Annotated in this window: 21 protein-coding genes; 11 read left to right on the top strand and 10 right to left on the bottom strand. The window is 53.4% G+C overall.

Translation table 11 applies throughout. The annotated features are described in order from the left end of the window. Positions 1-108 precede the first annotated feature (108 nt). On the top strand, positions 109-831 hold the full coding sequence (locus tag BQ5353_RS04290) for an NAD-dependent protein deacylase (RefSeq protein WP_071427378.1): 723 nt from the start codon (positions 109-111) through the stop codon (positions 829-831). Between the two features lie 17 nt (positions 832-848). After that, the gene (locus BQ5353_RS04285; RefSeq protein ID WP_071427377.1) at positions 849-1,412 is read left to right on the top strand and encodes a dihydrofolate reductase family protein; all 564 of its coding nucleotides are present in this window, start codon (positions 849-851) and stop codon (positions 1,410-1,412) included. Between the two features lie 44 nt (positions 1,413-1,456). Here BQ5353_RS04285 and BQ5353_RS04280 read toward each other — a convergent pair whose 3' ends face one another. The 5 genes from BQ5353_RS04280 to BQ5353_RS04260 form a co-directional block, all read right to left on the bottom strand. Continuing rightward, on the bottom strand, positions 1,457-2,836 hold the full coding sequence (locus BQ5353_RS04280; protein WP_054332103.1) for an amidohydrolase: 1,380 nt from the start codon (positions 2,834-2,836) through the stop codon (positions 1,457-1,459). Between the two features lie 215 nt (positions 2,837-3,051). Beyond that, entirely contained in the window at positions 3,052-4,437 is a 1,386-nt protein-coding gene (locus BQ5353_RS04275; RefSeq protein WP_054332102.1) for an amidohydrolase, read from the bottom strand. Positions 4,438-4,516: 79 nt separating this feature from the next. Beyond that, positions 4,517-5,905, bottom strand: coding sequence for an amidohydrolase (locus BQ5353_RS04270; RefSeq protein WP_054332101.1), 1,389 nt, complete (start codon positions 5,903-5,905; stop codon positions 4,517-4,519). Between the two features lie 279 nt (positions 5,906-6,184). Further along, on the bottom strand, positions 6,185-6,901 hold the full coding sequence (locus BQ5353_RS04265) for a hypothetical protein (RefSeq protein ID WP_071427376.1): 717 nt from the start codon (positions 6,899-6,901) through the stop codon (positions 6,185-6,187). A gap of 50 nt (positions 6,902-6,951) precedes the next feature. Beyond that, positions 6,952-7,650 (bottom strand): DUF5058 family protein, encoded by a 699-nt coding sequence (locus tag BQ5353_RS04260; protein ID WP_071427375.1) that lies wholly within the window; start codon positions 7,648-7,650, stop codon positions 6,952-6,954. A 606-nt stretch (positions 7,651-8,256) separates the two neighbouring features. On the opposite strand from BQ5353_RS04260, the gene BQ5353_RS13030 reads away from it, so the two are divergent. Beyond that, positions 8,257-8,586 (top strand): rhodanese-like domain-containing protein, encoded by a 330-nt coding sequence (locus BQ5353_RS13030; RefSeq protein WP_071427374.1) that lies wholly within the window; start codon positions 8,257-8,259, stop codon positions 8,584-8,586. A 96-nt stretch (positions 8,587-8,682) separates the two neighbouring features. On the opposite strand, the gene BQ5353_RS04250 is transcribed toward BQ5353_RS13030, so the two are convergent. Beyond that, complete coding sequence (locus BQ5353_RS04250; protein WP_054332098.1) at positions 8,683-9,078, bottom strand: hypothetical protein; 396 nt, start codon at positions 9,076-9,078, stop codon at positions 8,683-8,685. Between the two features lie 487 nt (positions 9,079-9,565). Between BQ5353_RS04250 and BQ5353_RS04245 the strand changes: the two genes are divergently transcribed. Both BQ5353_RS04245 and rbr read left to right on the top strand, forming a co-directional pair. Beyond that, on the top strand, positions 9,566-9,904 hold the full coding sequence (locus tag BQ5353_RS04245) for a hypothetical protein (RefSeq protein WP_071427373.1): 339 nt from the start codon (positions 9,566-9,568) through the stop codon (positions 9,902-9,904). Between the two features lie 212 nt (positions 9,905-10,116). Continuing rightward, complete coding sequence (gene rbr, locus BQ5353_RS04240) at positions 10,117-10,659, top strand: rubrerythrin (RefSeq protein WP_054332096.1); 543 nt, start codon at positions 10,117-10,119, stop codon at positions 10,657-10,659. A 43-nt stretch (positions 10,660-10,702) separates the two neighbouring features. Here rbr and BQ5353_RS04235 read toward each other — a convergent pair whose 3' ends face one another. The 4 genes from BQ5353_RS04235 to BQ5353_RS04220 form a co-directional block, all read right to left on the bottom strand. After that, a complete protein-coding gene (locus BQ5353_RS04235; protein WP_054332095.1) occupies positions 10,703-11,329 on the bottom strand; it encodes an ECF transporter S component in 627 nt (208 codons plus the stop codon). 300 nt (positions 11,330-11,629) lie between these two features. Beyond that, positions 11,630-12,316 carry an L-2-amino-thiazoline-4-carboxylic acid hydrolase gene (locus BQ5353_RS04230; RefSeq protein ID WP_054332094.1) on the bottom strand — a complete coding sequence of 229 codons (687 nt, stop codon included), beginning with the start codon at positions 12,314-12,316 and terminating at the stop codon, positions 11,630-11,632. Between the two features lie 15 nt (positions 12,317-12,331). After that, positions 12,332-13,048, bottom strand: a complete 717-nt coding sequence (locus BQ5353_RS04225) for a hypothetical protein (protein WP_071427372.1) — start codon at positions 13,046-13,048, stop codon at positions 12,332-12,334. A gap of 31 nt (positions 13,049-13,079) precedes the next feature. Next, positions 13,080-13,805, bottom strand: a complete 726-nt coding sequence (locus BQ5353_RS04220) for a DUF5058 family protein (RefSeq protein WP_074026308.1) — start codon at positions 13,803-13,805, stop codon at positions 13,080-13,082. 462 nt (positions 13,806-14,267) lie between these two features. On the opposite strand from BQ5353_RS04220, the gene BQ5353_RS04210 reads away from it, so the two are divergent. The 6 genes from BQ5353_RS04210 (at position 14,268) to BQ5353_RS04190 (ending at position 22,452) form a co-directional block, all read left to right on the top strand. Further along, a complete protein-coding gene (locus tag BQ5353_RS04210; RefSeq protein ID WP_054332090.1) occupies positions 14,268-14,765 on the top strand; it encodes a DUF6530 family protein in 498 nt (165 codons plus the stop codon). Positions 14,766-14,767: 2 nt separating this feature from the next. Then, on the top strand, positions 14,768-15,124 hold the full coding sequence (locus tag BQ5353_RS04205) for a GIY-YIG nuclease family protein (RefSeq protein WP_071427371.1): 357 nt from the start codon (positions 14,768-14,770) through the stop codon (positions 15,122-15,124). A 267-nt stretch (positions 15,125-15,391) separates the two neighbouring features. Next, complete coding sequence (locus BQ5353_RS04200; protein ID WP_071427370.1) at positions 15,392-16,981, top strand: hypothetical protein; 1,590 nt, start codon at positions 15,392-15,394, stop codon at positions 16,979-16,981. Positions 16,982-17,250: 269 nt separating this feature from the next. After that, positions 17,251-17,520, top strand: a complete 270-nt coding sequence (locus BQ5353_RS13025; RefSeq protein ID WP_161802878.1) for a hypothetical protein — start codon at positions 17,251-17,253, stop codon at positions 17,518-17,520. Continuing rightward, positions 17,468-17,803, top strand: a complete 336-nt coding sequence (locus tag BQ5353_RS13470) for an Hpt domain-containing protein (protein WP_054332087.1) — start codon at positions 17,468-17,470, stop codon at positions 17,801-17,803. The genes BQ5353_RS13025 and BQ5353_RS13470 overlap by 53 nt, the downstream gene beginning before the upstream one ends. Further along, entirely contained in the window at positions 17,800-22,452 is a 4,653-nt protein-coding gene (locus BQ5353_RS04190) for a PAS domain-containing protein (protein WP_233424497.1), read from the top strand. The genes BQ5353_RS13470 and BQ5353_RS04190 overlap by 4 nt, the downstream gene beginning before the upstream one ends. The last annotated feature ends 33 nt before the right edge of the window (positions 22,453-22,485 follow it).

The following is a 22,485-nucleotide window of genomic DNA, read 5'->3' as shown; positions in this document are numbered from 1 at the left end:
TTCCCAGGTGGGAAGAGGGGGAGCCACCAAGAAATTTCCCCGCTTGCACAGACTTGTGCTATAATATCCGGTAGGGAAGACTTTGTAAGACAGATAAGGAGGCTATCCATGACAGCTATTGAGAAGTTGCAGGAACTTGTTGACGCAAGCAGCCGGATCGTCGCATTCAGCGGAGCAGGGTGGAGTACGGAATCTGGCTTGCCAGATTTCCGCAGCGTGGACGGCCTTTACCAGCAGAGGTACCGTTACCCGCCGGAGGAGATACTCAGCCACCACTTTTACAAGGAAAACCCGGAGGAGTTCTTTGCCTTTTACCGCAGCCGGATGCTCTATCTGGATGCCAAACCCAACGCCGCCCACAAAAAGCTGGCGGAACTGGAGCAGGCGGGAAAACTGCTGGCTGTGGTGACCCAGAACATCGATGGATTGCATCAGCTGGCGGGCAGCCGAAAAGTGCTGGAGCTCCACGGGTCGGTACACCGCAACTATTGTACCCGTTGCGGGAAAGGGTATGACGCCCGGTTCATCCTGGAGTCGGAGGGGATTCCCCGGTGCAGCTGCGGCGGAATCGTCAAGCCGGATGTAGTGCTGTACGAGGAATCCCTGGACAGCGCCACCGTTCAAAAGGCGGTGGAAGCGTTGGAGCGGGCCGACCTCCTCATCGTGGGGGGGACTTCCCTGGCGGTGTATCCGGCGGCAGCGCTTCTTCAATATTATCAGGGGGGGCCCATTGTGGTGATCAATAAATCGGCCACGCCCTTGGACCATCGGGCAGATCTCTTGATCCAGGAAGGGATCGGCGGGGTTCTGGGGGCAGTTGTAGTCCGGTGAGGAAGGGGAATGGCAGAATGAAACGGCAGGTGGTATTATACCTGGGGATGAGTTTGGACGGTTATCTCGCCGATTTACACGGCGGTGTGGATTGGATGGTTGGGGAGAACCCAGGGGATTTGGGAGACCTGGGATATGCCCAGTTTCTCCAGCAGGTGGACACAATTCTGATGGGCGGCACAACCTACCGTCAGGTGACCGAGGAACTCTCCCCAGGGGAGTGGCCGTATCCAGGGCTCCACTGCCATGTATTCACCCATCGGGAGGCTGTCAACCAGGAGGGAATCACCTTCCACTGTGGGGATGCAGGGGAAGTGGTGCGGGAGCTGCTTGCCCGGCCGGGCAAAGACATCTGGGTCTGCGGGGGCGCGGACCTAGCTGGGCAGCTCCTTCAGAAGGGCCTTATCGATCGGTTCCAAATTTCCATCCTGCCGGTGCTGCTGGGGGGAGGGATTCCCCTTTTCCAAGGGGGATTTTCCACAATCCCCTTAGCTTTGGCGGAGACCAAGGCGGAGAATGGCATTGTCGAACTGACCTACCTCCGGCGGGGGAATGCTCCTCAGACCAAACCGATGGAATAAGAAAAAGGACCGGCCCATAGGCCGGTCCTTTTGAATTTGTGGGGTTACGGAACAGGGACTTCGTCGGGGATGGGGCAGAGGTACTTGCTCCCGGCGGTGGCTTTGTCAAATTCCTCTTTGGCCGCTTTGACAATATCGGGATTCTCAAAGCAGTCCAGAACGGTCTTGGCCAGAATCCGCGCGCCGTAGATCATGCCTTTATGGCCGATAGAGCTGCCGGCGCTGGCGGTGTTCTGCCAGCTGTGGCCAGGGGCACCCATGGGGAAACTGGCGGTAAAGAACATAGCAGTGGGGACCAGGTGCATCACATCGCCCACATCGGTGGAGCCATATTGGTCAATAAACTTCATCGGCTGGACGGTGCTGCTCAAGGTGTCGTTTTCGCCCAGATTGTAAGCCCGGCGCACATTTTCCCAGTTTTGGCCACTGGCCTCGCTCATCTCCCGGGCCATCTGGATCTCTTCCGGAGTCCAGGGATCTTGGGGAACTGCGCCCATGTTTTTGTGGACAAGCTCCGAGAGGACCATGTTGGCCATGGTGTTGTAGCAGCCGCCCAGGAACTCAATTTCCACTTCGGTCTCGGTCATCATAGCGGCGCCTTTGGCCACTTTCACTAGGCGGGCATAGACATCCTCTACCGCCTCCCGGCGCATGGCGCGGACATAATACCAGACACAGGCTTTGTCGGGGACGATGTTGGGAGCGGTGCCGCCTTCGGTGATGGTGTAGTGGATGCGGACATCGCTGGTGACATGCTCACGCAGATAGTTGGCGCCCACGTTCATCAGTTCCACAGCGTCCAAGGCAGAGCGGCCATTGTGAGGATCGCCGCCGGCGTGGGCGGTTCTTCCCTTAAAGTGGAATTTGGCGGTGTTCATAGCCGAGGAATTGCCCACCGAAACTTCTGTGGTGAACAGAGGATGGTAGGAGAGGGCTATATCCAAACCGTCAAAGGCATGGCCCCGGGCCATGAAGACCTTGCCGGTCAACTGCTCTTCCGCAGGGCAGCCAAGGAAGACCAAGGTTCCGGGGAGGTTTTTGGCCTCCATTTCCGCCTTGATGCCCACAGCGGCCGCCACATTGGCCCCAGCCATCAGGCAGTGGCCGCAGCCATGACCGCAGCTCTGGCCCTCTACCGGCTCTTTGTGGGAGACCGCTTTCTGGCTCAGGCCAGGAAGTGCGTCGTACTCGGCCAACAGGGCGATCACCGGGGAACCGGAGCCATAGGTGGCTTTGAAAGCGGTGGGAACCCCACCCACGGCTTTTTCGATGGAAAAGCCTGCCTCTTCCAGGGCTTTGATGCAGGTCTCGCTGGCGATGTATTCCCGGTAAGCGGGCTCGGGGTTAGCCCATAGGTGGTAGGAAAGGTCCTCAAATTTGGCGCGGCCTTCTTCAATGGCCTTCAATGCGATTTCTCCAGTCATGGAAAGATCAGCTCCTTTGTTGTAAGATTGGGGGATCAGTCTATGCCGTTGCAATCAAAGGCGGAGGGCATTGCCCTCCGCCAGATGCAGGGTCGGGGAAAGAGGGGAAATCCTTTGGGACATATAGGAACTCTGCAATTTTGCAGTCCCCCTCATAACATATAGGGATAAAAAACCGGGTGGAGGGTTACCCCCGCCCGGTTTTACAATGAGAACTATTTGGTGTAGGGAACGGGAACTTCAGCGGGGATGGGGCATACATATTTTTTGCCGGCCATCTCTTGGTCGAATTCCGCTTTGGCAGCTTCGTAGATGGAAGTGTCGTTGAGCACTTTCAGCGCGGAAACAGCCATGACTTGAGCCGCACGGTTCATGCCTTTTTCACCGATGCTCATGCCGGAGCAGGCAGTGATCTGCCAGCTGTGGCCGGGGGCGCCGATGTTGTAGGTAGCGGTGCGGATCATGATGCCGGGAACGATGTGCTGAACATCGCCCACGTCGGTAGAACCATAGGAGTTGGCAGTCTCAATCTCCATGGGGCCTTCGTACAGCTGGGTGCCTTCAGGGCGGTTGACTGCTGCGCAGCCGGCTTTATATTGGGGGCTCTGCTCGTTGAGGGCTTTGGCAAATGCAATCTCCTCATCGGTCCAGGGCTCCTGGGGAATTTCGTGCATGGTGTCTTTAACCAGGTTGGCGAGGACTTTGTTGTTCAGGGTGTTGTAGCAGCCGCCCAAGAACTCTTCTTCCACTTCGGTCTCAGTCATCATGGCAGCGCCTTTGGCGATCTTGACCAGGCGGGCATAAGTGTCCTCTACCGCTTCTCTGGAAAGGGCGCGGACATAGTACCAAACGCAAGCCTTGTCGGGGACGATGTTGGGGGCGGTGCCGCCTTCGGTGATGGTGTAGTGGATGCGGACATCGCTGGTGACATGCTCACGCAGATAGTTGGCGCCCACGTTCATCAGCTCCACAGCGTCCAAGGCAGAGCGGCCATTGTGAGGATCACCACCAGCGTGGGCAGTGCGGCCTTTGAAGTGGAATTTTGCAGTGTTAAGAGCGGTCTGGGTGCCGATGGAAATGCGGTCACCGTTGGAGGGGTGCCAAGCGATACACATATCAATGCCATCAAAAGCGCCGCCCCGGGCCATGAAAGGTTTACCGGTCAGCTGCTCTTCACCGGGGCAGCCAAAGTAGATGATGGTGCCGGGAAGCTTCTTCTCGATCATTTCCGCTTTAATGCCGATGGCAGCGCCCACATGGGCGACACCCAACAGGTTGTGGCCGCAGCCCTGGCCGGGGCAGCCGGCTTCAACGGCCTCCTTCTCGGTCTGAACCTTCTGGCTCATACCGGGAAGCGCATCGTATTCACCCAAGAGGCCAATTACGGGGTGGCCGGAACCATAGGTGGCTTTGATGGCGGTGGGAACGCCGCCCACACCGATTTCAACGTCGAAGCCCTCGTTTTTCAGCATTTCTGCAGTCCATTTGCAGGCCTCGACTTCCAGGTAAGCAATCTCCGGGGTGTTCCAGATTTTCAGCTCCAGCTCTTTCAGCGCCTCGCGTTTGGCGGCGATGGCGTCTAGTGCGATTGATCCGATCATAATTGACAAACCCCTTTCTTAAATAACTTTTTTAAAAATGACAGGCAGATAAGCCCGCCTGCCATTTAACAAACCTTATTTACTTGGTGTAGGGAACGGGGACATCTTCAGGCATGGGGCACTTGTAGGACTTACCAGCCATCTTCTCATCAAATTCGGCTTTGGCTTTCTCAGCGATGGAGGGATCCTCCAGGATCTTCAAGCCAGCAACTGCCATAATCTTAGCAGCATAAACCATACCCTTCTGGCCGATGCTCATACCGGAGCAAGCGGTGATCTGCCAGCTGTGACCGGGAGAGCCCAGGTTGGCAGAAGTGGTGTTGAGCATGGTGGTGGGGCAGATGTGCTGAACGTCGCCCACGTCGGTGGAGCCGTAGCCGCTAGCGTAGTTGATGGGGCAGACACCCTCAAACAGATCGGTGCCCTCGGGAACGCCGTTAGCTCTGCACATAACAGCCCACTGAGAACCGCTCTGAACGTTCATCTCATGAGCAAATTTCTTCTCTTCCTCGGTCCAAGGCTCCATGGGGTTCTCTTTCATGGTGTCGGTCAGCAACTCAGCCAGAACGATGTTAGGCATGGTGTTGTAGCAGCCGCCCAGGAATTCGATCTCTACTTCGGTCTCGGTCATCATAGCAGCGCCTTTGGCGACCTTGACCAGTCTGTTATATGTATCCTCAACAGCCTCTCTGGACATTGCACGGACATAGTACCAGACGCAGGCTTTATCGGGAACGATGTTGGGGGCGGTGCCGCCTTCCAGGATGGTGTAGTGGATGCGCACGTCGCTGGTGACATGCTCACGCAGGTAGTTGGCGCCCACGTTCATCAGCTCCACAGCGTCCAGAGCGGAACGGCCGTTGTGGGGGTCGCCGCCAGCATGGGCAGTACGGCCTTTGAAGTGGAATTTTGCGGAGTTCAAACCGGTCATAACGCCGCCGGAAGCAACGTTGGATTTGCCGGGATGGTAAGCGAAAGCAACATCCAAATCACGGAAAGCGCCGTTTCTTGCCATAAAGGTTTTACCGGTCAGCAGCTCCTCACCGGGGCAGCCATAGAAAACAACGGTACCTTTCAGGCCTTTTTTCTCCATCTCTTCTTTCATGCCGATGGCAGCGCCGATGTGGGCAACGCCCAGCAGGTTGTGGCCACAGCCCTGGCCGGGAGCACCAGCTTCAACAGGGTCTTTTTCCGATTTGACCTTCTGGCTCATACCGGGAAGAGCGTCATACTCGCCCAGAAGTCCAATAACTGGATGGCCGGAGCCAAAGGAAGCACGGATAGCAGTGGGAACACCGAACACACCCACTTCAACCTCAAAACCGGCGGCTTTCAAAGCCTCGGAGGACAGTTTGCAAGCCTCATACTCAAGATAGCCGACTTCTGGTTTCGCCCAGATTTTGTAGCTGAGTTCATTTAGCATCTCGCGCTGGGATTCAATCTTTTCCATAGCAATTGTGCCTGTCATGAATTACATCTCCTTTTCATTTGTTTGGTGAATTTTATTTTGGGAGAGGATAAGCCTCTCTAAAAATCCTGGTGGGACAACACAATATATGCAAAGAACTTGTTGGACATACCTATTGCTACAAAAAAAGCAATCGTATGAAAGAGGCTGGCAAACAGATCTTTTCTGCCTGCCAGCCTCTTTCATACGACCACCCGTAGGATGGCCGTAACCCTGATCTGGATTCCCCTGGGCAAAGATCAAAAACCCAGGAGAATCCACAGGGAAAGAATCGGAAAGTTACAGGCCAGCATCCTCGCCTTTGGTGTTGCCCTTGCCAGTCAGGAAAGCCATGCCGAGGCCGATGGTGCCGAAAACGGATACCAGCAGAACGACAGGGGTCCGCAGCAGGGAGGGGAGGAAATTCAGCATGCCGAACTTGTTGCCGATGGTCATAATACCAGCAACGGGCACACCGTACATGGCCAGCTTGGGGTTGTTGACGATGGAGTTAGCAGCCATCGAAGCGAACAGTGCGGGGAGCAGAAGGTTGAACGCGTCTTTGACGGACTGAGGAAGCATAGCAAAGACAGCGGAGCCTGCAACAACACCAAGAGTCAGGATAACAGTGTTTACCACGATGGAAACAGCGATACCGACAGTGGCGATGATGGTGCCTTCCTCAGAGCCTTGCTCCACGCCAACAGCCTCCTGGGCAATAACCGAACAGGGAACACGCAGGTTGCCGATGTTGCCGGAGAGGAAGGACATGTAGGTTCCAGGGATACCGAGGGCAGTGAAGTAAGAAATAGGTTCAATCACGTAGAACAAACCGGAAGAGGACATCTGCATGATGCAGCCCAGGCCAACTGCGGTCCAGTCAGGGAAAATACCCATCATAGCCAAGGCGATACAGGGGCCAAACACCAGCACAACGCCGAACAGGTTCAAGCTACGGCCCCATTTAATAATATAAGGGATAAAGTCTTTTGAAAAAACTTCGTGTTTGTTTTCCATTATAGTCACTCCTTAACGAACAGATCGTTTGATTCTGAGGTAGCCTTAGCTTACAGGAAGAACGCACCGCCGAGCATACCGGCGAACATTGCGATGGTCATACCCCATTTAGCAGGCCATTTTGCACCGGATTTCTTGCCGTAGCTGATCAATACAAACATTACAACGAAACCGATGACAGCTGCATAAGTCTGTACGTTGAGGGGGAACGCACGGTCAAATGTCATATAAGAGAATGCACCCATGGTGCCGCCGGCGCTGATGATAGCCAATTTTTCAGGGCTGCCACCGGAAGCCTTGGCGCGCAGGACATCCATTTTGTCGGTAAAGAGTGCAGAGACAATGATCCAGCCCAAGCAGCAGATGCACATTACCCATGCGCAGCAGGCAAATACTTCTGCAGTCATGCTGGAAGTACCCAGCTGGGCACCGGCAGCGGTAGCAGCTTTATCAGCAGCGCCCAGCTCAAAGGTAACAGAGCCGATGTAAGCAAGCCGCATCCAAGAAAGAGGGCCGCCCACAGAGGCCAGCAGAGAAACCATGCCGATCAGAATAACGATAGAGGGGCCGATGGAAGCGGTGAAGGATGCGCTAATGGCAGTTTTGAACTGCTCATCGGTGATGCCCATCCGCTTGCCGTCTTTCATTGCTTTTTTGGTAAACATAGCGGCCTGGACGAGAACCAGAACGATAGCAGGAGTACAAGCGGCCCACATAACAGGGCTATTGGCTATTTCTAAATAATCCATGAATACTCACCTCACTGAAAATATAAGAACCTTTCGACGGAAAACCTGCGGCTGTTTCTCCGACTGATTTTAGTTTCAGTGGAAACGCCCGGCGGAGCCCTGCACAAATTATGACTCTACACTTGTTGGCGCTGCGGCTACAACCCTCCTACTCTGAGATTTTTGTCCAAGCACAATCATGAACAAATTGAAACTAAAATTTGAAATTTGAAACAAGCCTATGTGCATATTTTATGGGAATGAGATGGCAAAGTCAACAGTTTTAAAAAAAATCATAGATTTACTCAATATTTCTCCAAAAATATTGGGCACAATTTAACGACTGGATGAAATGTTTCTCATCATTCTGCCCAAATAATTGATAAAATAATATCAATATTGCTAAAATGAGTATTTTTTAGCAGAACTGTGAATTCTTTTCGCCAGAAACCCTTGGTTTTCGTCAAGAATTATCCCATCTTTCTCGGCAAATTGCACAGCGGTTCGTCAGCTTTTTCCACACAGGCCGGGGAAGAAGTTTTCTCATTTTCAATAGGCCGCAATAATTTGGCACGCATTGGGGAAACTAGTTTTGAGGGGAAACCTCATAGCAAAGGGGGAAAAACTGTGAAACAACAACAGCCCTGTTGTCAAAAACTAAATGCCCAGCAGGCAAAAGCCATCCTGGACAGCTGCCAGGAAGTAGTCCTAGTGGACGTCCGTACCCAGCCGGAGTATGAAAAAGCCCATATCCCTGGCAGTGTTTTGCTGCCTGAACAAGAGGTTCGCCAGCTTGCCCCGGGAATCATTCCCAATTTGGATGCCAAAGTGCTGGTTTACTGCGGCACTGGAAAACGCAGTGCCAAAGCCGCGGCGGAATTGATCCGCATGGGGTACCGGGATGTCAGTGATTTTGGCGGACTGGATCAGTGGACTTATGGGGTGACTGACCAGTAATGGGGGAGAAACAGGGATAACCGCCTTTCCGGAAAAAAGGAGTCCGGGAGCCATTCGGCTCCCGGACTCCTTTGCAGTCTATATTTGGTTTGGGGATCAATCGTCCTCCCACTCCTCCCGTTCCCGCTGATCCAAAAAGCGCAGGGAACCATAGACGACCCCCAAGCATACAGCGGCCAATGCCAGTTCAACCCCTAAGGCTCCAGCAATGAGTATGGGGGGAAGCATACCGAAAAATCGGGGGAATATTAGGAGGGTAATCCCCATCAGCAGGGTAAAGGCAGCACAAATTCCGTCCCCCCAACGCTCCATGCCGGACAGGGAGGCAAACTTTGCGGGGACCAGTATCAGGGCGAGTCCTTCCCACAGGAGGAAAAACACCAGGAAAAAATACAGATACCCTTTGGGAAACTGCCCGCTGGTGACCAGCCAGAGGGACAGGCCAGTATGGGCGATGAGACATATGGCAAATAGAATCCAGCGTTTTTTCATTCTTAGAACTCCTGAATCGGGTATAGGCCGAAATCCCCGCCTGGAAACGGCGGGTAGAAGATAGCCAACCTCCATTTTTGAGCCTTAGTATAGCATAATTAGACGGAGGGGACAAGGAGAAATTTGTTAATTTTCCCCATCGGCTTTGCTGGCAGACAGGGTGTTTTTATGGTATAATAACCACAGTGGAGCTATGGCGTTGGAAGAATTTCTTGCTGGGTGAGGTCCTTTGCGGCAGAACTGCACCGCAATTCTTAAAATATGTGTAGGCTTTGTGGTACAAGGATCCCAGATAAATTCTTTGCAGTCGCTCCCCCATTGCTGTCAGCAAGGCTTGTAGTGTGGGAAGGCCCTCCGGCACTTGTTTTTCTGGCCTGCCAGTTCGCCAGAAGGGTTTAAGATGCCGGGGAGTTCCCCAATTGCACGACGGCTGCGCAGAGTAGAGGAAAATGTTCCCTATATATAATAAGGTATAAATGAGGTTTTTATGAGATTACTGGTATTGATTCTCTCCCGAGTTCAGGTGCTGGAAGAGCTGCTGGGGGAGCTGGTCAAGGCAAATATCCGAGGCGCTACCATCCTCAACAGCACCGGCATGGTCCAAGCGCTTTCCAGTTCTGGAAACAACAGCTTTTTGCGTTCCCTGCGTTCCATCACTGACCCAGACCGGCAGGATAACAAAGTGGTGTTGATTGTTTTGCGGGAAGACCAAGTGGAAACGGCGGTTCAGGTGATCGAACGGGAAGTTGGCGACCTTGACCAGCCGGACACCGGGATTGTATTCACCCTGCCCATCGATTTTATACGGGGAATCCCCACGGCATAGGGAGTTGCTGGCGATGGCAGTTCAATGGCACCGGTTTGTGGGGATAGGAGCCAAGAGGCTTCTAAAATAGAAAATTTTGGTGGCAAACCGGTTGACATTTCTTTTTTTTCGGATATAATGGGGTTATAAATGATAACAATTCTTAATCTTAAAACAAGGATTGTTTCAGAAACCCATAAAAATGATGTACATGACGAAAGGAGCGCACGACTATGAGCAATTTGAAGGGTAGCAAAACTGAGGCCAATCTGCTGACGGCGTTTGCGGGAGAGTCCCAGGCAAGAAACAAATATACATACTATGCATCCGCTGCAAGAAAAGAAGGCCTGAACCAGATCGCGGAGATCTTTGAGGAGACCGCTGGCAATGAGAAAGAGCATGCTAAGATTTGGTTTAAGCTCCTCCACGATGGAAGCGTTCCCACCACCGACGTCAACCTGCTGGATGCCGCTGAGGGCGAAAACTACGAGTGGACTGACATGTATGCAGGCTTTGCTAAAACCGCCAAAGAAGAGGGCTTTGACAAGATTGCGTTCCTGTTTGAGGCCGTAGGCAAGATCGAGAAGGAGCATGAGGAGAGATACCGCAAGCTGCTGTCCAACCTGAAGGAAGGCAAGGTCTTTGAGAGAAGCGAAAAGAAAGTTTGGATCTGCGCCAACTGCGGCCATATCCACTTTGGCGAGAAAGCTCCCGAAGTCTGCCCCGTCTGTGATCATCCAAAAGCATACTTCCGCATTAAAGCTGAAAATTATTAATTTCAATCAAAATACCGGGGAGCATAACGCTCCCCGGTATTTTTTACACTCTGTTTCGGTGCAGGGCGGCAAGAAGAGCTTTTCCAAGGCCTGTTACGAGAACAGTTGCGGCGATTGCCTCCGGGATGCCAGAGGCGGCAATTGTACCCATAACCAGCCCTTTTACCGCAGATAGAGCCACGTTTTTGGCCTGAGCATATTCAGGGGCCAACAGAAAATAAATGCTGCCCATTACAAGAAAGGTGTTGGCCATAGAGCTTATAAACCCGGTGATAGGGAGGGCAATCCAAGGGTTGAATCTGCATTTTTGCAGAAGCATCCATAGCCATCCGGCGGCAGCACCCATCAGTACACGGCAGCCCACAGAGATCCAAAGGGCTTTCAAGCTTCCAATGGGAGTGCTGCTTAGAAAAGGAGAAAATGCAAAGGAAAGCAGGGTGGGGGTCAGAGTATTGCTGATTACCGAGCAAAGGCCGAAAGTTCCGCCTAAAATGGCTCCTGCTGCAGGACCCAGCAGCAGTGCCCCTAGAATAACGGGAATGTGAACGGTAGTTGCTTTAATAACCGGCAGCTGGATCATGCCCAGGGGAGTGTTGGCCAAAACTACCACCACTGCTGCCATAAGGGAAACTTGAACCATCCATTGGGAGTTTTTTTTCATCGATTTCATGCTGCGTTGCCTCCTTGGTTGTGTATAAATCCTGTAAAGTTCCGTGAGAGTATAGCATAAAACAACCGGTGTGTAAAGGAGGCGTATTTTTCTTTTTTCCACCGAATAAAATATTCCATATAAATAAAGAAGAAAATATGGCGGAATACTCGTGAAAATGGAAAAAATATGGCAGAATTCAAGGGAGATATCAAAGCTGTGGAAAATGCTGTATTGTTTTTGTGGGAATAAGGGAAAATCTTCGTTGGTTTTGATAAAAAATCCCCCCGGCGTTAACGCCGGGGGAATTTTGGGAAGAAGTTAGCAGACGTTGAAGTTGGTGCTGCGGTAGGTGACCAGGGTGTCGGCCATCTCTTTGCCGTACTCTTTCTCAAAATCAGCCAGAACCTGGGCATTGACCGCTTCGCCTTCTGCGCCGAAGATAGCAGCAGTCACTTCCGAGTAAGACCAGTAGGAGTGGGCGCAGTGATAATCCCATTCCTTTACATACTCCATCTTCTTTTTCAGATTGGAATCAGGGGACAAGCCGGCATCACGGATGATATGCAGGCAGTACTCGCTCTTGTGCAGTGTCTGAGGAACCTCATACACAATGTAGGGGTTGAAGCCGCGGCAGATGGAGTTATCCAGGTGCTTGCAGTACTCATGTCCAGCTTCTACCAGGCCCATTTCCTTAAACTGGCTGTGCCAGGGGCAGCGGGTGATCTTAGAGACGCTATCAGGAGCGACAGACACAACCTCGGAGGTGTGGCCTTTCTCGGCGGCAACTTCAGGGGAATTGACCCACTCACCGTATTGTTTATAGACCTCATAGGTCAGAGGATTGCCGTCCCGGATGGCGCGCTGAGCCATTCTGCGGCCTCTCTGCTCGGCGTAATACTGGGTTCCGTGGATGAAAGCCAAACGGCCCCGCTCGCCGAATTGCTCGGTCAGATGGACATAGAATTTCGCTGCGATAAATGCGTGGACTTTTTCATTGAATCCCATAGTAATAACTCCTTTCTAATTTGCCTTAGCTTTTTTCTGCTTCATGTTATACATTTGCTTGGCGACGAATACGCCAATCAAGACACAGAGAAGGATCTGGGCATAACCGCCGCCCAGGGGGAGCACCTTGAAGACGCCGCGGGTGTTGAGGTACCGCAGCACACAGGCGCAGGGAACAACGATAGCCGCAGAGCGGTAGTCCGCCATGATGCGCTGAATACACATAGCGCCGAACAATGCGGGCAGCAGGTAGTTGAGGGCCCGAATGATTGCATCAGGCAGAATGCTCAGAATCAGGTTACCAGCCACAGCCACCAAGGTCATAACGGCCAAACTGATAAAGATGGAAACAGTGATGGCGATGCAGGAAATGACGGTGCCCTGCTCGGTGCCGGCTTCCACATCCGCAGAGGAGAGGGCGGCAGTGGCAGCTGGGGCACGAATCTCCTTGGAGTTACCGGCGATGTAGGTCAGATACATGCCGGGCACATGGAGGATGGGGAACAGGGTAATGGGGTCGACGATGTACCAGGCCACCATGGCGGAGAACAGGGAGATAAACCCGGTTAGAATACCGGACATAGAAGGCCGCGCACCGTAAAAGACCATCAGAGCCACAGTTGGAATGAAGATCAGCGGGATGGAGACCCAGCAGGTGATCTTGCCCCATTTGATAATATAGGGCATATACTCGTTATCAAATACGCTTTTTTGCGATTGATCCAATTTCATGACAAATTCTCCTTTCCTCAAGTTCTAGGCATTATGCCGGCAGGAAACCCATGCCCTCGGTGACAGTAGCGCAGATCATACCGAAGACCATGCAGATGGTAAGGCCCCACTCTTTCAGCCATTGTTTGTTGGCTTTTTTATTGTACTTGGTGATAAAAGCCATGACAAGAGCGGAGGAAAAGACGGCTACAACCTGGTTTTTCATAGGGTAAATCTTATCCAGAGTCATGGAGGAGTACACGCCGATGAGGGCGCCGGTTCCGAGGACTGGAACCAGGGCAGCGTTGCCGCCGGCCATTACCGAGTTGACCTTATCCATCTTGTCAGAGAAGAGGGCGGCGAAGATAACCCAGCCGATACAACCTGCGGACATGACGATGGCAGCGGTTGCCAGAAAGTCGGCATTCATGGCGCTGGATCCTAGTTCAATGCCCATGCCGTCAGCGGTGAAGTTTGCGCCTTGCAGTTCGTAGGAGACCGATCCGATGAAGTCCACACGCAGCCAGGCGAGAGGGGCACCCACATAGAGCATCAAGCTGAGCATGGCGGTCAGCATGACGAAACAGGGGCCTACAGAGGTGACGGTTGCGCTTCGAATAGCGGCTTTGACCTGTTTGTCTGTCAGACCTACTCTAGGAGCATCCTTGATGCTGCGTCTGAAAAACAGCCAGGATTGGTATAAAACGATTAAGACACCGGGTGCGCAGGCAAGCCACATGACTAGGCTATTTGCCATACTGTTATATTCAGGTGTCATGAGAACGACCTTCTTTCCTCAGAATTTTATTTTTTCGGGTTCCTTCAAGGGCAATCCAGCTGTTCCCGGCGCCTGGGAGCCTAGCCGGTCCGCGCCCATCAAAGCACACCGATAAAAACACGGACAAAAGATATAAAAAAATTTATATGTTTTAACAACCAATATGAAGAAAGAAAAGAGGATATACTAAAACACAAAAATTATTACTGTAATAAAACATTATCTCTATAACTAGAATTATACTCTATTCGACAGATTAGTCAATAGAAAAGATTGAATCTGAAATTTGTGATATTTTCATAAAACATTAATAATTACGTCATAGAATTAAAGAAAATTTGCATAATAAAAAGCTGTTAATTTGTCCTTTTTCAACAATGTATTGCAACCGAATAAGAGATGTAGCATATTATTACTAGTAAATTACTGATTTACTAGTAAAGAATACAAGAGGTGAAAAAATTGAAGATTCCAACAACGTTGAAACACAAGCCGGTCATTGTAGCGGAAAATTATGAAAACATTGATGGCCGCTATCAATACGATTCTGATGCGAAGGGCCTCTCCCTGGGTCTGGCCCAGTGGAATGACCGGGGACGGGTGGATATTTCCGCCAAGGTGTGGCGGTACACCGGGGAAAAATGGTCTCGCCAATCGGAGGAACTGCCGATCCACCGGGTGTTGGACATGGCCATTTTGGTGTGCCGTGCAAGGGCTTACTTTATGGATGCCTACCGCTATCCCAAGCTGTACGATGAGGAAAACCCGGTCATTGACCGCATTGGCCTGCAGGGGGATGCGATGACCGTGGAGGTCTGTACCGACAACAAAATGATTGACGGAGATATCCGGCTGTTTCAGGAGGCCCTCTCCCGGGACGATGAGATGCTGTCTGAGCGGCTACACCTGTTGGCAAACCTCCTAAATGAAGCGGGCTACGGCCGAAGGAGTAGGGATTAACTATGGAAAAAGACCGAAAAAAAGAACTGATCCGCCAATACAAAGAGATGAAAAAACCAATGGGTGTGTTCGCCTTCCGCTGCGAAGCTACCGGGCAGGTATTCGTCGGAATTACCCAGGATTTGAAGGGCACCCAAAATAGTATGCGGTTTCAGCTGAATTTAGGCTCCTACCGCCACCGGAAGTGGCAGAACGCCCTGCAATCCGCTTGGAATACCTATGGGGAAGAAGGCTTCCAGGTGGAGGTTCTGGGGGAGCTGGAATACGACGAGGACCCCCAAAAGACCGACTACACTGAGGATCTGGAGATTCTGCGGGAATTGCTTGCACCGCCTGGAGAAGGGGTATTCTATCTGTAAAGATCTCCTTGAATTGAAACAAAAAGCGGCAAAAGCGCTCGTTCCTCTATTCAAGGGGAGGGCGCTTTTCCATTGGCTGCAAAAGGGGAAAACATTCTGTAAACAATGTAAAGAACCGCTGTACAAACCGCCTTTCCAACATTATAATAAAGAAACAGGATAAAAACTGCTCAATTTTAGCAAAATCGCCAACAATCCCTGAGGAGTCCTTTGTGGGAGCGGCTTTTTCACTCGGGGAGATGATCGGAACAAGAAAGGGTGTGCAGTATGAAATACGGTTTGAGATGGCTTGCGGCAGCTTTGGCCGTTTCAATGCTTTTCACGGTAGCGGGGTGTAAACCCAAAGATGAGCCGGTAAACAACCCCTCCCGGCCCTCCAGCCAGGAGGAGGTAACCCATCCCATCGACCCTGCGATTCAGAAGGATGTAGACTTGCTGATCGCCCGGTATATCCTTCCTTATGAGACCACCCTGCGGGGCCAGGCGTTCTCTGACGTATCCCAGATCCCCGACCGGCTGCTTTACCGGTATGCTATGGGGATTGTGGATAGCGTCTTTGTTTCGGAGGATTTCCTGCTGACTGATTTGAAGGGGGAGAACTCCTACCATGCCATCCCCGACGATTTGATTACAGAAATCATCAAGCTGGATTTTGACCTGGATGGTTTTTTATACAACAAAGCCCTGTATTATGATGACAGCCAAGGGGTCTACGACCGGGGTAACTGGTATGTGATTGAAGGAACTACCGAAGTCTTTGCACGGGAAGCCAAGCTGCTGGACAACGGCGATATCTGGATTTTAGTGGGCCGCCGGGCAGGAAACCATGACTTGGATTCGGTGGAATATGTGTTCCGCCCTCAAAAGCCGTTGGATCTGACCTATGTGGACCTGGGGTCTATCCGTTCCGATGGGGACTGCAACTACAGTTTTGTATCGGTGACCCCCCGAAAGGATATGGAGGATTATTCCAAGGTTGTGGAAATCTCCACCCCCCAGCAGCTGGTGGAGCTGTCTGAGCTGGTCTCCAGCGGGGATACCACCCACGGCGCCTATACCTACCGCCTGATGGGGGACATCGATATGCAAGGGGTGGAGTTCCGGCCCATCGGTATCCTGCCCCAGGGAGACGAGGAAAGCGAGGGGGCGAGCCACCCGTTCCAAGGGGTGTTTGACGGCCAGGGATACACTATCAAGAATTTGACCATCGACCTTCCCGACCACAGCAATGTAGGCTTTTTCGCCCACATTGGGGAGCATGGCCTGGTAAAAAACCTGAACCTGGAGAACTGTGTTGTCACCGGCGGAAACCAGGTGGGTACTTTGGCGGGCACCAGTTCCGGCGATGTAGTCCAGTGCACAGCCGAAGGCGAGGTCAAAGGGTCCTATGAAGTGGGCGGCCTGTTGGGCATCACCTACGGTGACCGCTTGGCCCAGGTGAGCTATTGCCAGTTTGACGGCAATGTCAGCGGCACTCAGTCGGTAGGCGGCCTGATTGGCAGCCCCACCTGTGCGGACATCACCCGCTCCTACGCCAGCGGCCAGATAGACGTAGCTGCCAGTGAGGAGTTTGAAAACGGAATGCACATCGGCGGCCTGGTGGGGTTAAATAACTGTAGCTACATCGACAGTTCCTTCGCTTCGGTGGAGATCGAGACCCAGGTTCTGACCAAGTCGGTGGGGCGGTTTCTTGGGTACAACAATTACGGCGATGTGACCAACTGCTTCTATAACAACGGGGTAGCGGCCCGGTGGCCGGCTGCCAGCACCCAGAACACCGGAACACACCAGCTGACCGGCCTTTCGGAAAAGGAGTTTGCTTCCAAACTGGAGCAGCTGATCTATCCGGGAAAATAGAGCACAGAGAATTATCCCAGGGGGGTATGGATTTTCCATGCCCCCCTTTTTGATCCCCGGGTCGAATCCACCCCGGACATCAATGGCGGATGTCCCTCCGGGGACCTTACAGGCCATATGGGACAGGAAAAATAAACCATCCTCTATGGCAATTTGTCCAAAAAGTTTACATATCCAATCGGCCCATGGTAGAATGCCAATAATATGGGCTGAAAAGGGTATCCCCCGTATCTGTCTGGGCCAATGTGTCCCGGGCGGATATTTACCTTGTGGATATTGGGGACATCCTGCTGAAAACAGCGGCAAAAGGAACCCTGCGGGTTATCATCGGATTGGCCGAAAAAATCCCCTTACCCGGCTCAACCCGGAAACAAGGGCGGCTGGTGTATCGGGGAATAACAGACATTTTTGAGCCGGGCATTCTTCCCGGCAGTCTGCTGGAGCGTCGTTCCGGCTTGACAAAATGGGGTAAGGGAGGCTGCTGGGATGCGGGGATTCAGGGAATTGTTTGGAGCATATGGCGCAAATTATCAGAATAGGATGGACCGCTTTCTGAGGAACGAGAAAACGCGCCTCAAATTTCTGGAGCTGTTTTTTGAGGACTTGAGTGTAGAGAAGTTGGGCAATGCCCTTCCTTGCGGGGACAGCACTAGTGCCTTTGAAGACGCCCACACCCTCAAAGGGGCGTGGTCCACCATGGGGCGGATGCCCCTTAATGAAGCGTATTGCGCCATTGCGAAGCCGCTGCACCAAGTCATCCAAGCGGATTGCCAGCGGACCAGGGGACTGTGGGAAACTTGGAAGGGAGGGGAAACGGCATGATGGGAAAAATGCCTCTCCCAAAGCTCACTGCTGAACAGGTGGTCATTGTGCTGGACAATGCGCCGGTGGCCGTCTATGTCAGCGCGGTGGACACTTTGGAACTCCTTTATGCCAACCAGCTGGCAAAACAGCTGTTTCCGCGCAGCGCGGATACCTCCGGGCTCACCTGTTATCAGGCGGCGGGATTTGACCGCCCCTGTCCCTTCTGCCACGTCAAGGACTTGACCGAGACAAAGCTGCTGGCCCGTGAGTTTCACCACCCGGATAACGGCCGGATCTATCAGCTCAGCGGGAAGATTATCCGCTGGGGCGATGTCGATGCCCACATTGAATATTTCGTGGACATCACTGACAAAAAGCGGGAGGAGAACCGCTCTAAGCTGATCAGCGAGGAACTGCAGGCTACCTTTAGCAATATCCCCTGCGGGCTGTGCGTCTACCGGTATGCTGGCGGCAACATCTCCCCTCTATTCCACAACCCCGCGTTTTATGAGATCATGGGCTACTCGGACGAGCACATCGACGCCGTGGAACGGTCCACCAGTTTTCTGGGTGTCCACCCGGAAGACCTGCCCCGGCTGCGGGAGCTGATTCAGAGGATTCTTGTGACGGGGGGCACCATGGGGCATACCTACCGTTTATGGAACGACAAACGTGGGGAATACCGGTGGATCCATCTGGATAGCTCGGTGAAAACCCAGGCGGATGATTCCAGGCTCCTCTATGGGGTGTACAGCGATGTCAGCGAACAGCGGCATTTGGAAGGAGAGCTTGTATACGCCAATGAGAAGATGCAGGACATTGTCAATGCCATCCCAGGCGGGGTTGCCATCTACAAAATGACCAATATCTTCGAAACTAAGTATTTTTCCGATGGGTTGGCGGAGATGACCGGCTACTCGGTGGAAGAATACCAGGAGCTGGCCAAGAGGGACGCGGCAGAACTGGTCTATTGGGAGGATACCTCCAAGGTGGTGGCAAAGGCGTTGAAGGTCATCGCCACCCATGAGGTAGCCAAGATGGAATTCCGTCAACAACACAGGGATGGCCAGGTGGTCTGGGTCCGTGCACAGATCAAATGGATTGGCGAGGAAGGCGGCTGCCCCTTGCTTCACTGCGTCTTCCACAATATTTCCGACCTGAAAGAAGCCCAGCTGGAGATGGATCATTTGATCAACTCCATCCCCGGCGGCATCGCCAGCTACCGGATCGAAGGGGAGAGGTTCATCCCCACGTTTTACTCCGACGGGGTGGTGGCCCTGTCTGGTCACACCCGGGAGGAATTCCAGGAGATTGTCCAACAGGATGCCCTGGATGTCATCTATGGCCCAGACCGGGATAGAGTGATGGCGCAGACCAAAGCCGCGGTTCTCAGCGGAGAGGTGCTAGACATCTCCTATCGGATGCGCCACAAAAACGGCAGCTTGATCTGGATTCATCTCAACGGCCGCCGGATGGGCCCCCTTTCGGACTCCACCCGGTTCTACGCGGTGTTTACCGGCATGTCTGCGGAGGCGCGCCTCTTCCAGAGCATCGCCAACGAGACGGCGGACGGGATCTATGTCATCAGCCGAGATACTTATGATCTGCTGTACCTCAACGAATCGAAAAATTTCTTCGCCCGGGGAGAAAATGTCCTTGGGCAGAAATGCTATACTGCCCTTCACGGGATGAGCGGGCCCTGTCCCTTCTGTACCTTAAAGGACCGTCCGGCAGATGGGCAGGAGTATATGATGCAGATTGACGGCGCCGACCGCTTTTACACCACTTGGTGCCGGGAAAGTGACTGGAACGGCATCCCAGCTTATGTGAAATACGTACGGGATGTAACCGAAGAGGTGAAGACCCGCAAGGAGAAAGAGCGCCTGGAACAGTATTTCCAAACGGTAGTGAAAAACCTGCCCGGCGGCATTGGGGTCATCCGGTATGAAGAGGACGGCAAAATGACGCCGGAGTTCCTATCCGATGGGTTCGCCGCCATGACTGGCATGACCTTGGAGGGCGCATGGCAGTTGTATGAGAAAGATGCTATGGCCGGCGTGTATCCCGGGGATGTTGCAGCTGTGAAGAGGCAGGTGCGCGACTACATCGCCAGCGGGGATTCCCACCGCGAACTCAACTACCGGCTCAAGACGGGCGACGGGGCGTATATTTGGATCAAAAATACCATCTCCCTCATTGAGAACGAGGGCGGGGAGCGCCGTCTCTACACCGTCTACCGGGATGTGACCAAGGAGCGGGAGGAGCAGGAGAACATCCGCCGGCAGTACAACGAGTTGATCCTCCAGCACTATCGGACGCCGGGGCCCAACGCCTTGGTGGTTGGCCACTGCAACATCTCCCAGAGCAGGATTCTAGAGATCATCGACTACACCGATTCCGGCCTGCTCGACATGTTCGGCACTGTCCGGGAGGACTTTTTCACCGGCCTTTCCACCCTTATTGTAGACGAGGGGGAACGGCAGAAGTTCCGAAGCATCTACCTGGATGCCCCTGCCCGCGCCGCCTTTGAGCGCAACGAGACCGAGCGGATTATGGAGTGCTTTGTCCAGTTCCCCAAGGAGGACAAAGGGCGCTATGTCCAGGTGGAGATGAATATGGTCTCCACCCCCGACACTGGGGACATCACTGGCATCCTCACGGTGACCGACACCACTGAGCGGACCATCTCCGACCGGATCCTCCACCAGCTGTTGGTAACAGGATTTGACTTTGTGGTTGACGTCGACCTGACGAAAGACACCTATTCCATCCTCTCCAGCAGTGACAACCCCTGTTTTATTCCCCCTGTGCAGGGGTGCTACTCCCAGTGGATTGAGCACATGGCGGAGTCAAGGGTCGTCCCGCGGGACCAGGAGGCATACCGGCGGGGCCTTGCCCCTGGATACCTGCGCCAGCGGCTGGAACAGCAAGGCTCTTACACCTTTACCTTCTCCCTGCTGGACGACAACGGGGACATCCGCACCAAAAACATGACCGTATCCGCTGTGGACCTCCGCCTTGGCAGGGTATGCCTTTCCCGCACAGACATCACCGAATCGATGCGGGAACAGCAAGGCCTTCTGCGGATGATCGCCTACACCTTTGAATTGGCAGGCTTTATCGACGTAGGCACCCGGCATCTGACCCTGTACGCCAGGAATACGGTGCTGGAGAATCTGTCGCCCTATCTGGTGAGCCAGTACGACCAGGCCGTCGAAGGGTTTGTCAGCCAATACGGGGCACCGGAGGGACAGGAGGAAGCGCGGAATCAGTTCCAGATTGAGACCATGCTCCAACGCCTCCAGGAAAAACCCTCCGGCTACGACTTCCCCTTCCCCTACCGAGGGGAAGAGGGAGAGCGGTTCAAGCAGGTTACGGTTCTCTGGGGAGACTCCAACCACCGGACCATCTGCATGGTGCGTGCAGACGTCACCGACATGCTGGCTGCGGAGCGGCAGTCCAAAAAGGAGTTGGAAAGCGCACTGGCCTTGGCCGAAGAGGCTAATCAGGCAAAAAGCGACTTCCTCTCGGCCATGAGCCACGATATCCGCACCCCCATGAACGCCATTATGGGAATGACTGCTTTGGCAGTGGCACATATGGGTGACCGGGACCGGGTAGCAGACTGCCTGCAAAAGATCTCCATCTCCTCCAAGCACCTGCTCAGCCTAATCAACGACGTATTGGATATGAGCAAGATTGAGCGGTCGAAAATCACCTTAAACCAGATGCGGATTTCCCTCCCCCAGCTGATGGAACAGCTCTCCGCCATTATGGCGCCCCAGGCGCGGGCGGCGGGACTGGAGTTTTCCATCCACAATGGGGAAGTCCAGCACCCGTGCTTCTATGGGGATTCTCTGCGCATCAGCCAAATTCTCATCAATCTCCTGAGCAACGCAGTCAAATTCACGCAGGAAGGCGGAAGGGTGGCGTTTTTGGCGGAGGAGCTCCCGCCAAGTGAGGAGGGAAAAGCGCGGTACCGCTTCACTGTTAACGACACCGGTATGGGGATGCCGGAAGAATTTCTCGCCCGCATCTTCGACCCCTTTTCCCGCAGCCGCGCTGCGGCCCGTATGGAAGGAACTGGCCTCGGCTTAAGCATCACCAAAGGGCTTGTCGACCTGATGGGCGGGCAGATAGCGGTGGAGAGCCAGGTGAACCAGGGAACCACCTTCCGGGTGGAACTGGAGGGGGAGATTGCCCCCCAGGAGGAAGCCCCGGCCGAGGAGGCGCAGTCCCGCAGCCCCTCTAGCGATAGGCTCTTTTTCGGCCGCCGCTTTTTAGTGGCAGAGGACAACGCCATCAACGCGGAAATTCTCTGCGAACTGCTCCAGATGTACGGGGCGGAGACTGTGGTTAAAACTGATGGCACCCAAGCGGTGCGGGAGTTCCAAACCGCGGCCCCGAGGAACTACGACGCCATTTTGATGGATATTCAGATGCCGCAGATGAACGGCTATGAAGCTACCCGCATTATCCGGGAGATGGAGCGCCCAGACGCCAAAGACATCCCCATTGTGGCCATGACTGCCAACGCTTTTTCCGAGGACGTCCAGGCGTCCTTGGCCGCTGGGATGACTGCCCATGTGGCAAAACCTCTGGATGTAGACGTCCTGCGGGACACTCTGGATAAAGTTCTGGGACGGCCTAACGTCCAGCGGGGATAGTCTTTGCCGGGGAATAACACCTCTCCATAGAAA

It is taken from the genome of Merdimmobilis hominis, from assembly GCF_900104615.1.
GTDB classification, from domain to species: Bacteria; Bacillota; Clostridia; order Oscillospirales; family Ruminococcaceae; genus Merdimmobilis; species Merdimmobilis hominis.
The sequence above is the reverse complement of the archived record's forward strand: the minus strand, read 5'-3'. Positions and strand labels throughout refer to the sequence as shown.

Coding starts and splice junctions, on each gene's coding strand:
- BQ5353_RS04290 (WP_071427378.1), top strand. CDS start 109: ATGACAGCTATTGAGAAGTTGCAGGAACTTGTTGACGCAAGCAGCCGG.
- BQ5353_RS04285 (WP_071427377.1), top strand. CDS start 849: ATGAAACGGCAGGTGGTATTATACCTGGGGATGAGTTTGGACGGTTAT.
- BQ5353_RS04280 (WP_054332103.1), bottom strand. CDS start 2,836: ATGACTGGAGAAATCGCATTGAAGGCCATTGAAGAAGGCCGCGCCAAA.
- BQ5353_RS04275 (WP_054332102.1), bottom strand. CDS start 4,437: ATGATCGGATCAATCGCACTAGACGCCATCGCCGCCAAACGCGAGGCG.
- BQ5353_RS04270 (WP_054332101.1), bottom strand. CDS start 5,905: ATGACAGGCACAATTGCTATGGAAAAGATTGAATCCCAGCGCGAGATG.
- BQ5353_RS04265 (WP_071427376.1), bottom strand. CDS start 6,901: ATGGAAAACAAACACGAAGTTTTTTCAAAAGACTTTATCCCTTATATT.
- BQ5353_RS04260 (WP_071427375.1), bottom strand. CDS start 7,650: ATGGATTATTTAGAAATAGCCAATAGCCCTGTTATGTGGGCCGCTTGT.
- BQ5353_RS04250 (WP_054332098.1), bottom strand. CDS start 9,078: ATGAAAAAACGCTGGATTCTATTTGCCATATGTCTCATCGCCCATACT.
- BQ5353_RS04245 (WP_071427373.1), top strand. CDS start 9,566: ATGAGATTACTGGTATTGATTCTCTCCCGAGTTCAGGTGCTGGAAGAG.
- rbr (WP_054332096.1), top strand. CDS start 10,117: ATGAGCAATTTGAAGGGTAGCAAAACTGAGGCCAATCTGCTGACGGCG.
- BQ5353_RS04235 (WP_054332095.1), bottom strand. CDS start 11,329: ATGAAATCGATGAAAAAAAACTCCCAATGGATGGTTCAAGTTTCCCTT.
- BQ5353_RS04230 (WP_054332094.1), bottom strand. CDS start 12,316: ATGGGATTCAATGAAAAAGTCCACGCATTTATCGCAGCGAAATTCTAT.
- BQ5353_RS04225 (WP_071427372.1), bottom strand. CDS start 13,048: ATGAAATTGGATCAATCGCAAAAAAGCGTATTTGATAACGAGTATATG.
- BQ5353_RS04220 (WP_074026308.1), bottom strand. CDS start 13,805: ATGACACCTGAATATAACAGTATGGCAAATAGCCTAGTCATGTGGCTT.
- BQ5353_RS04205 (WP_071427371.1), top strand. CDS start 14,768: ATGGAAAAAGACCGAAAAAAAGAACTGATCCGCCAATACAAAGAGATG.
- BQ5353_RS04200 (WP_071427370.1), top strand. CDS start 15,392: ATGAAATACGGTTTGAGATGGCTTGCGGCAGCTTTGGCCGTTTCAATG.
- BQ5353_RS13470 (WP_054332087.1), top strand. CDS start 17,468: ATGCGGGGATTCAGGGAATTGTTTGGAGCATATGGCGCAAATTATCAG.
- BQ5353_RS04190 (WP_233424497.1), top strand. CDS start 17,800: ATGATGGGAAAAATGCCTCTCCCAAAGCTCACTGCTGAACAGGTGGTC.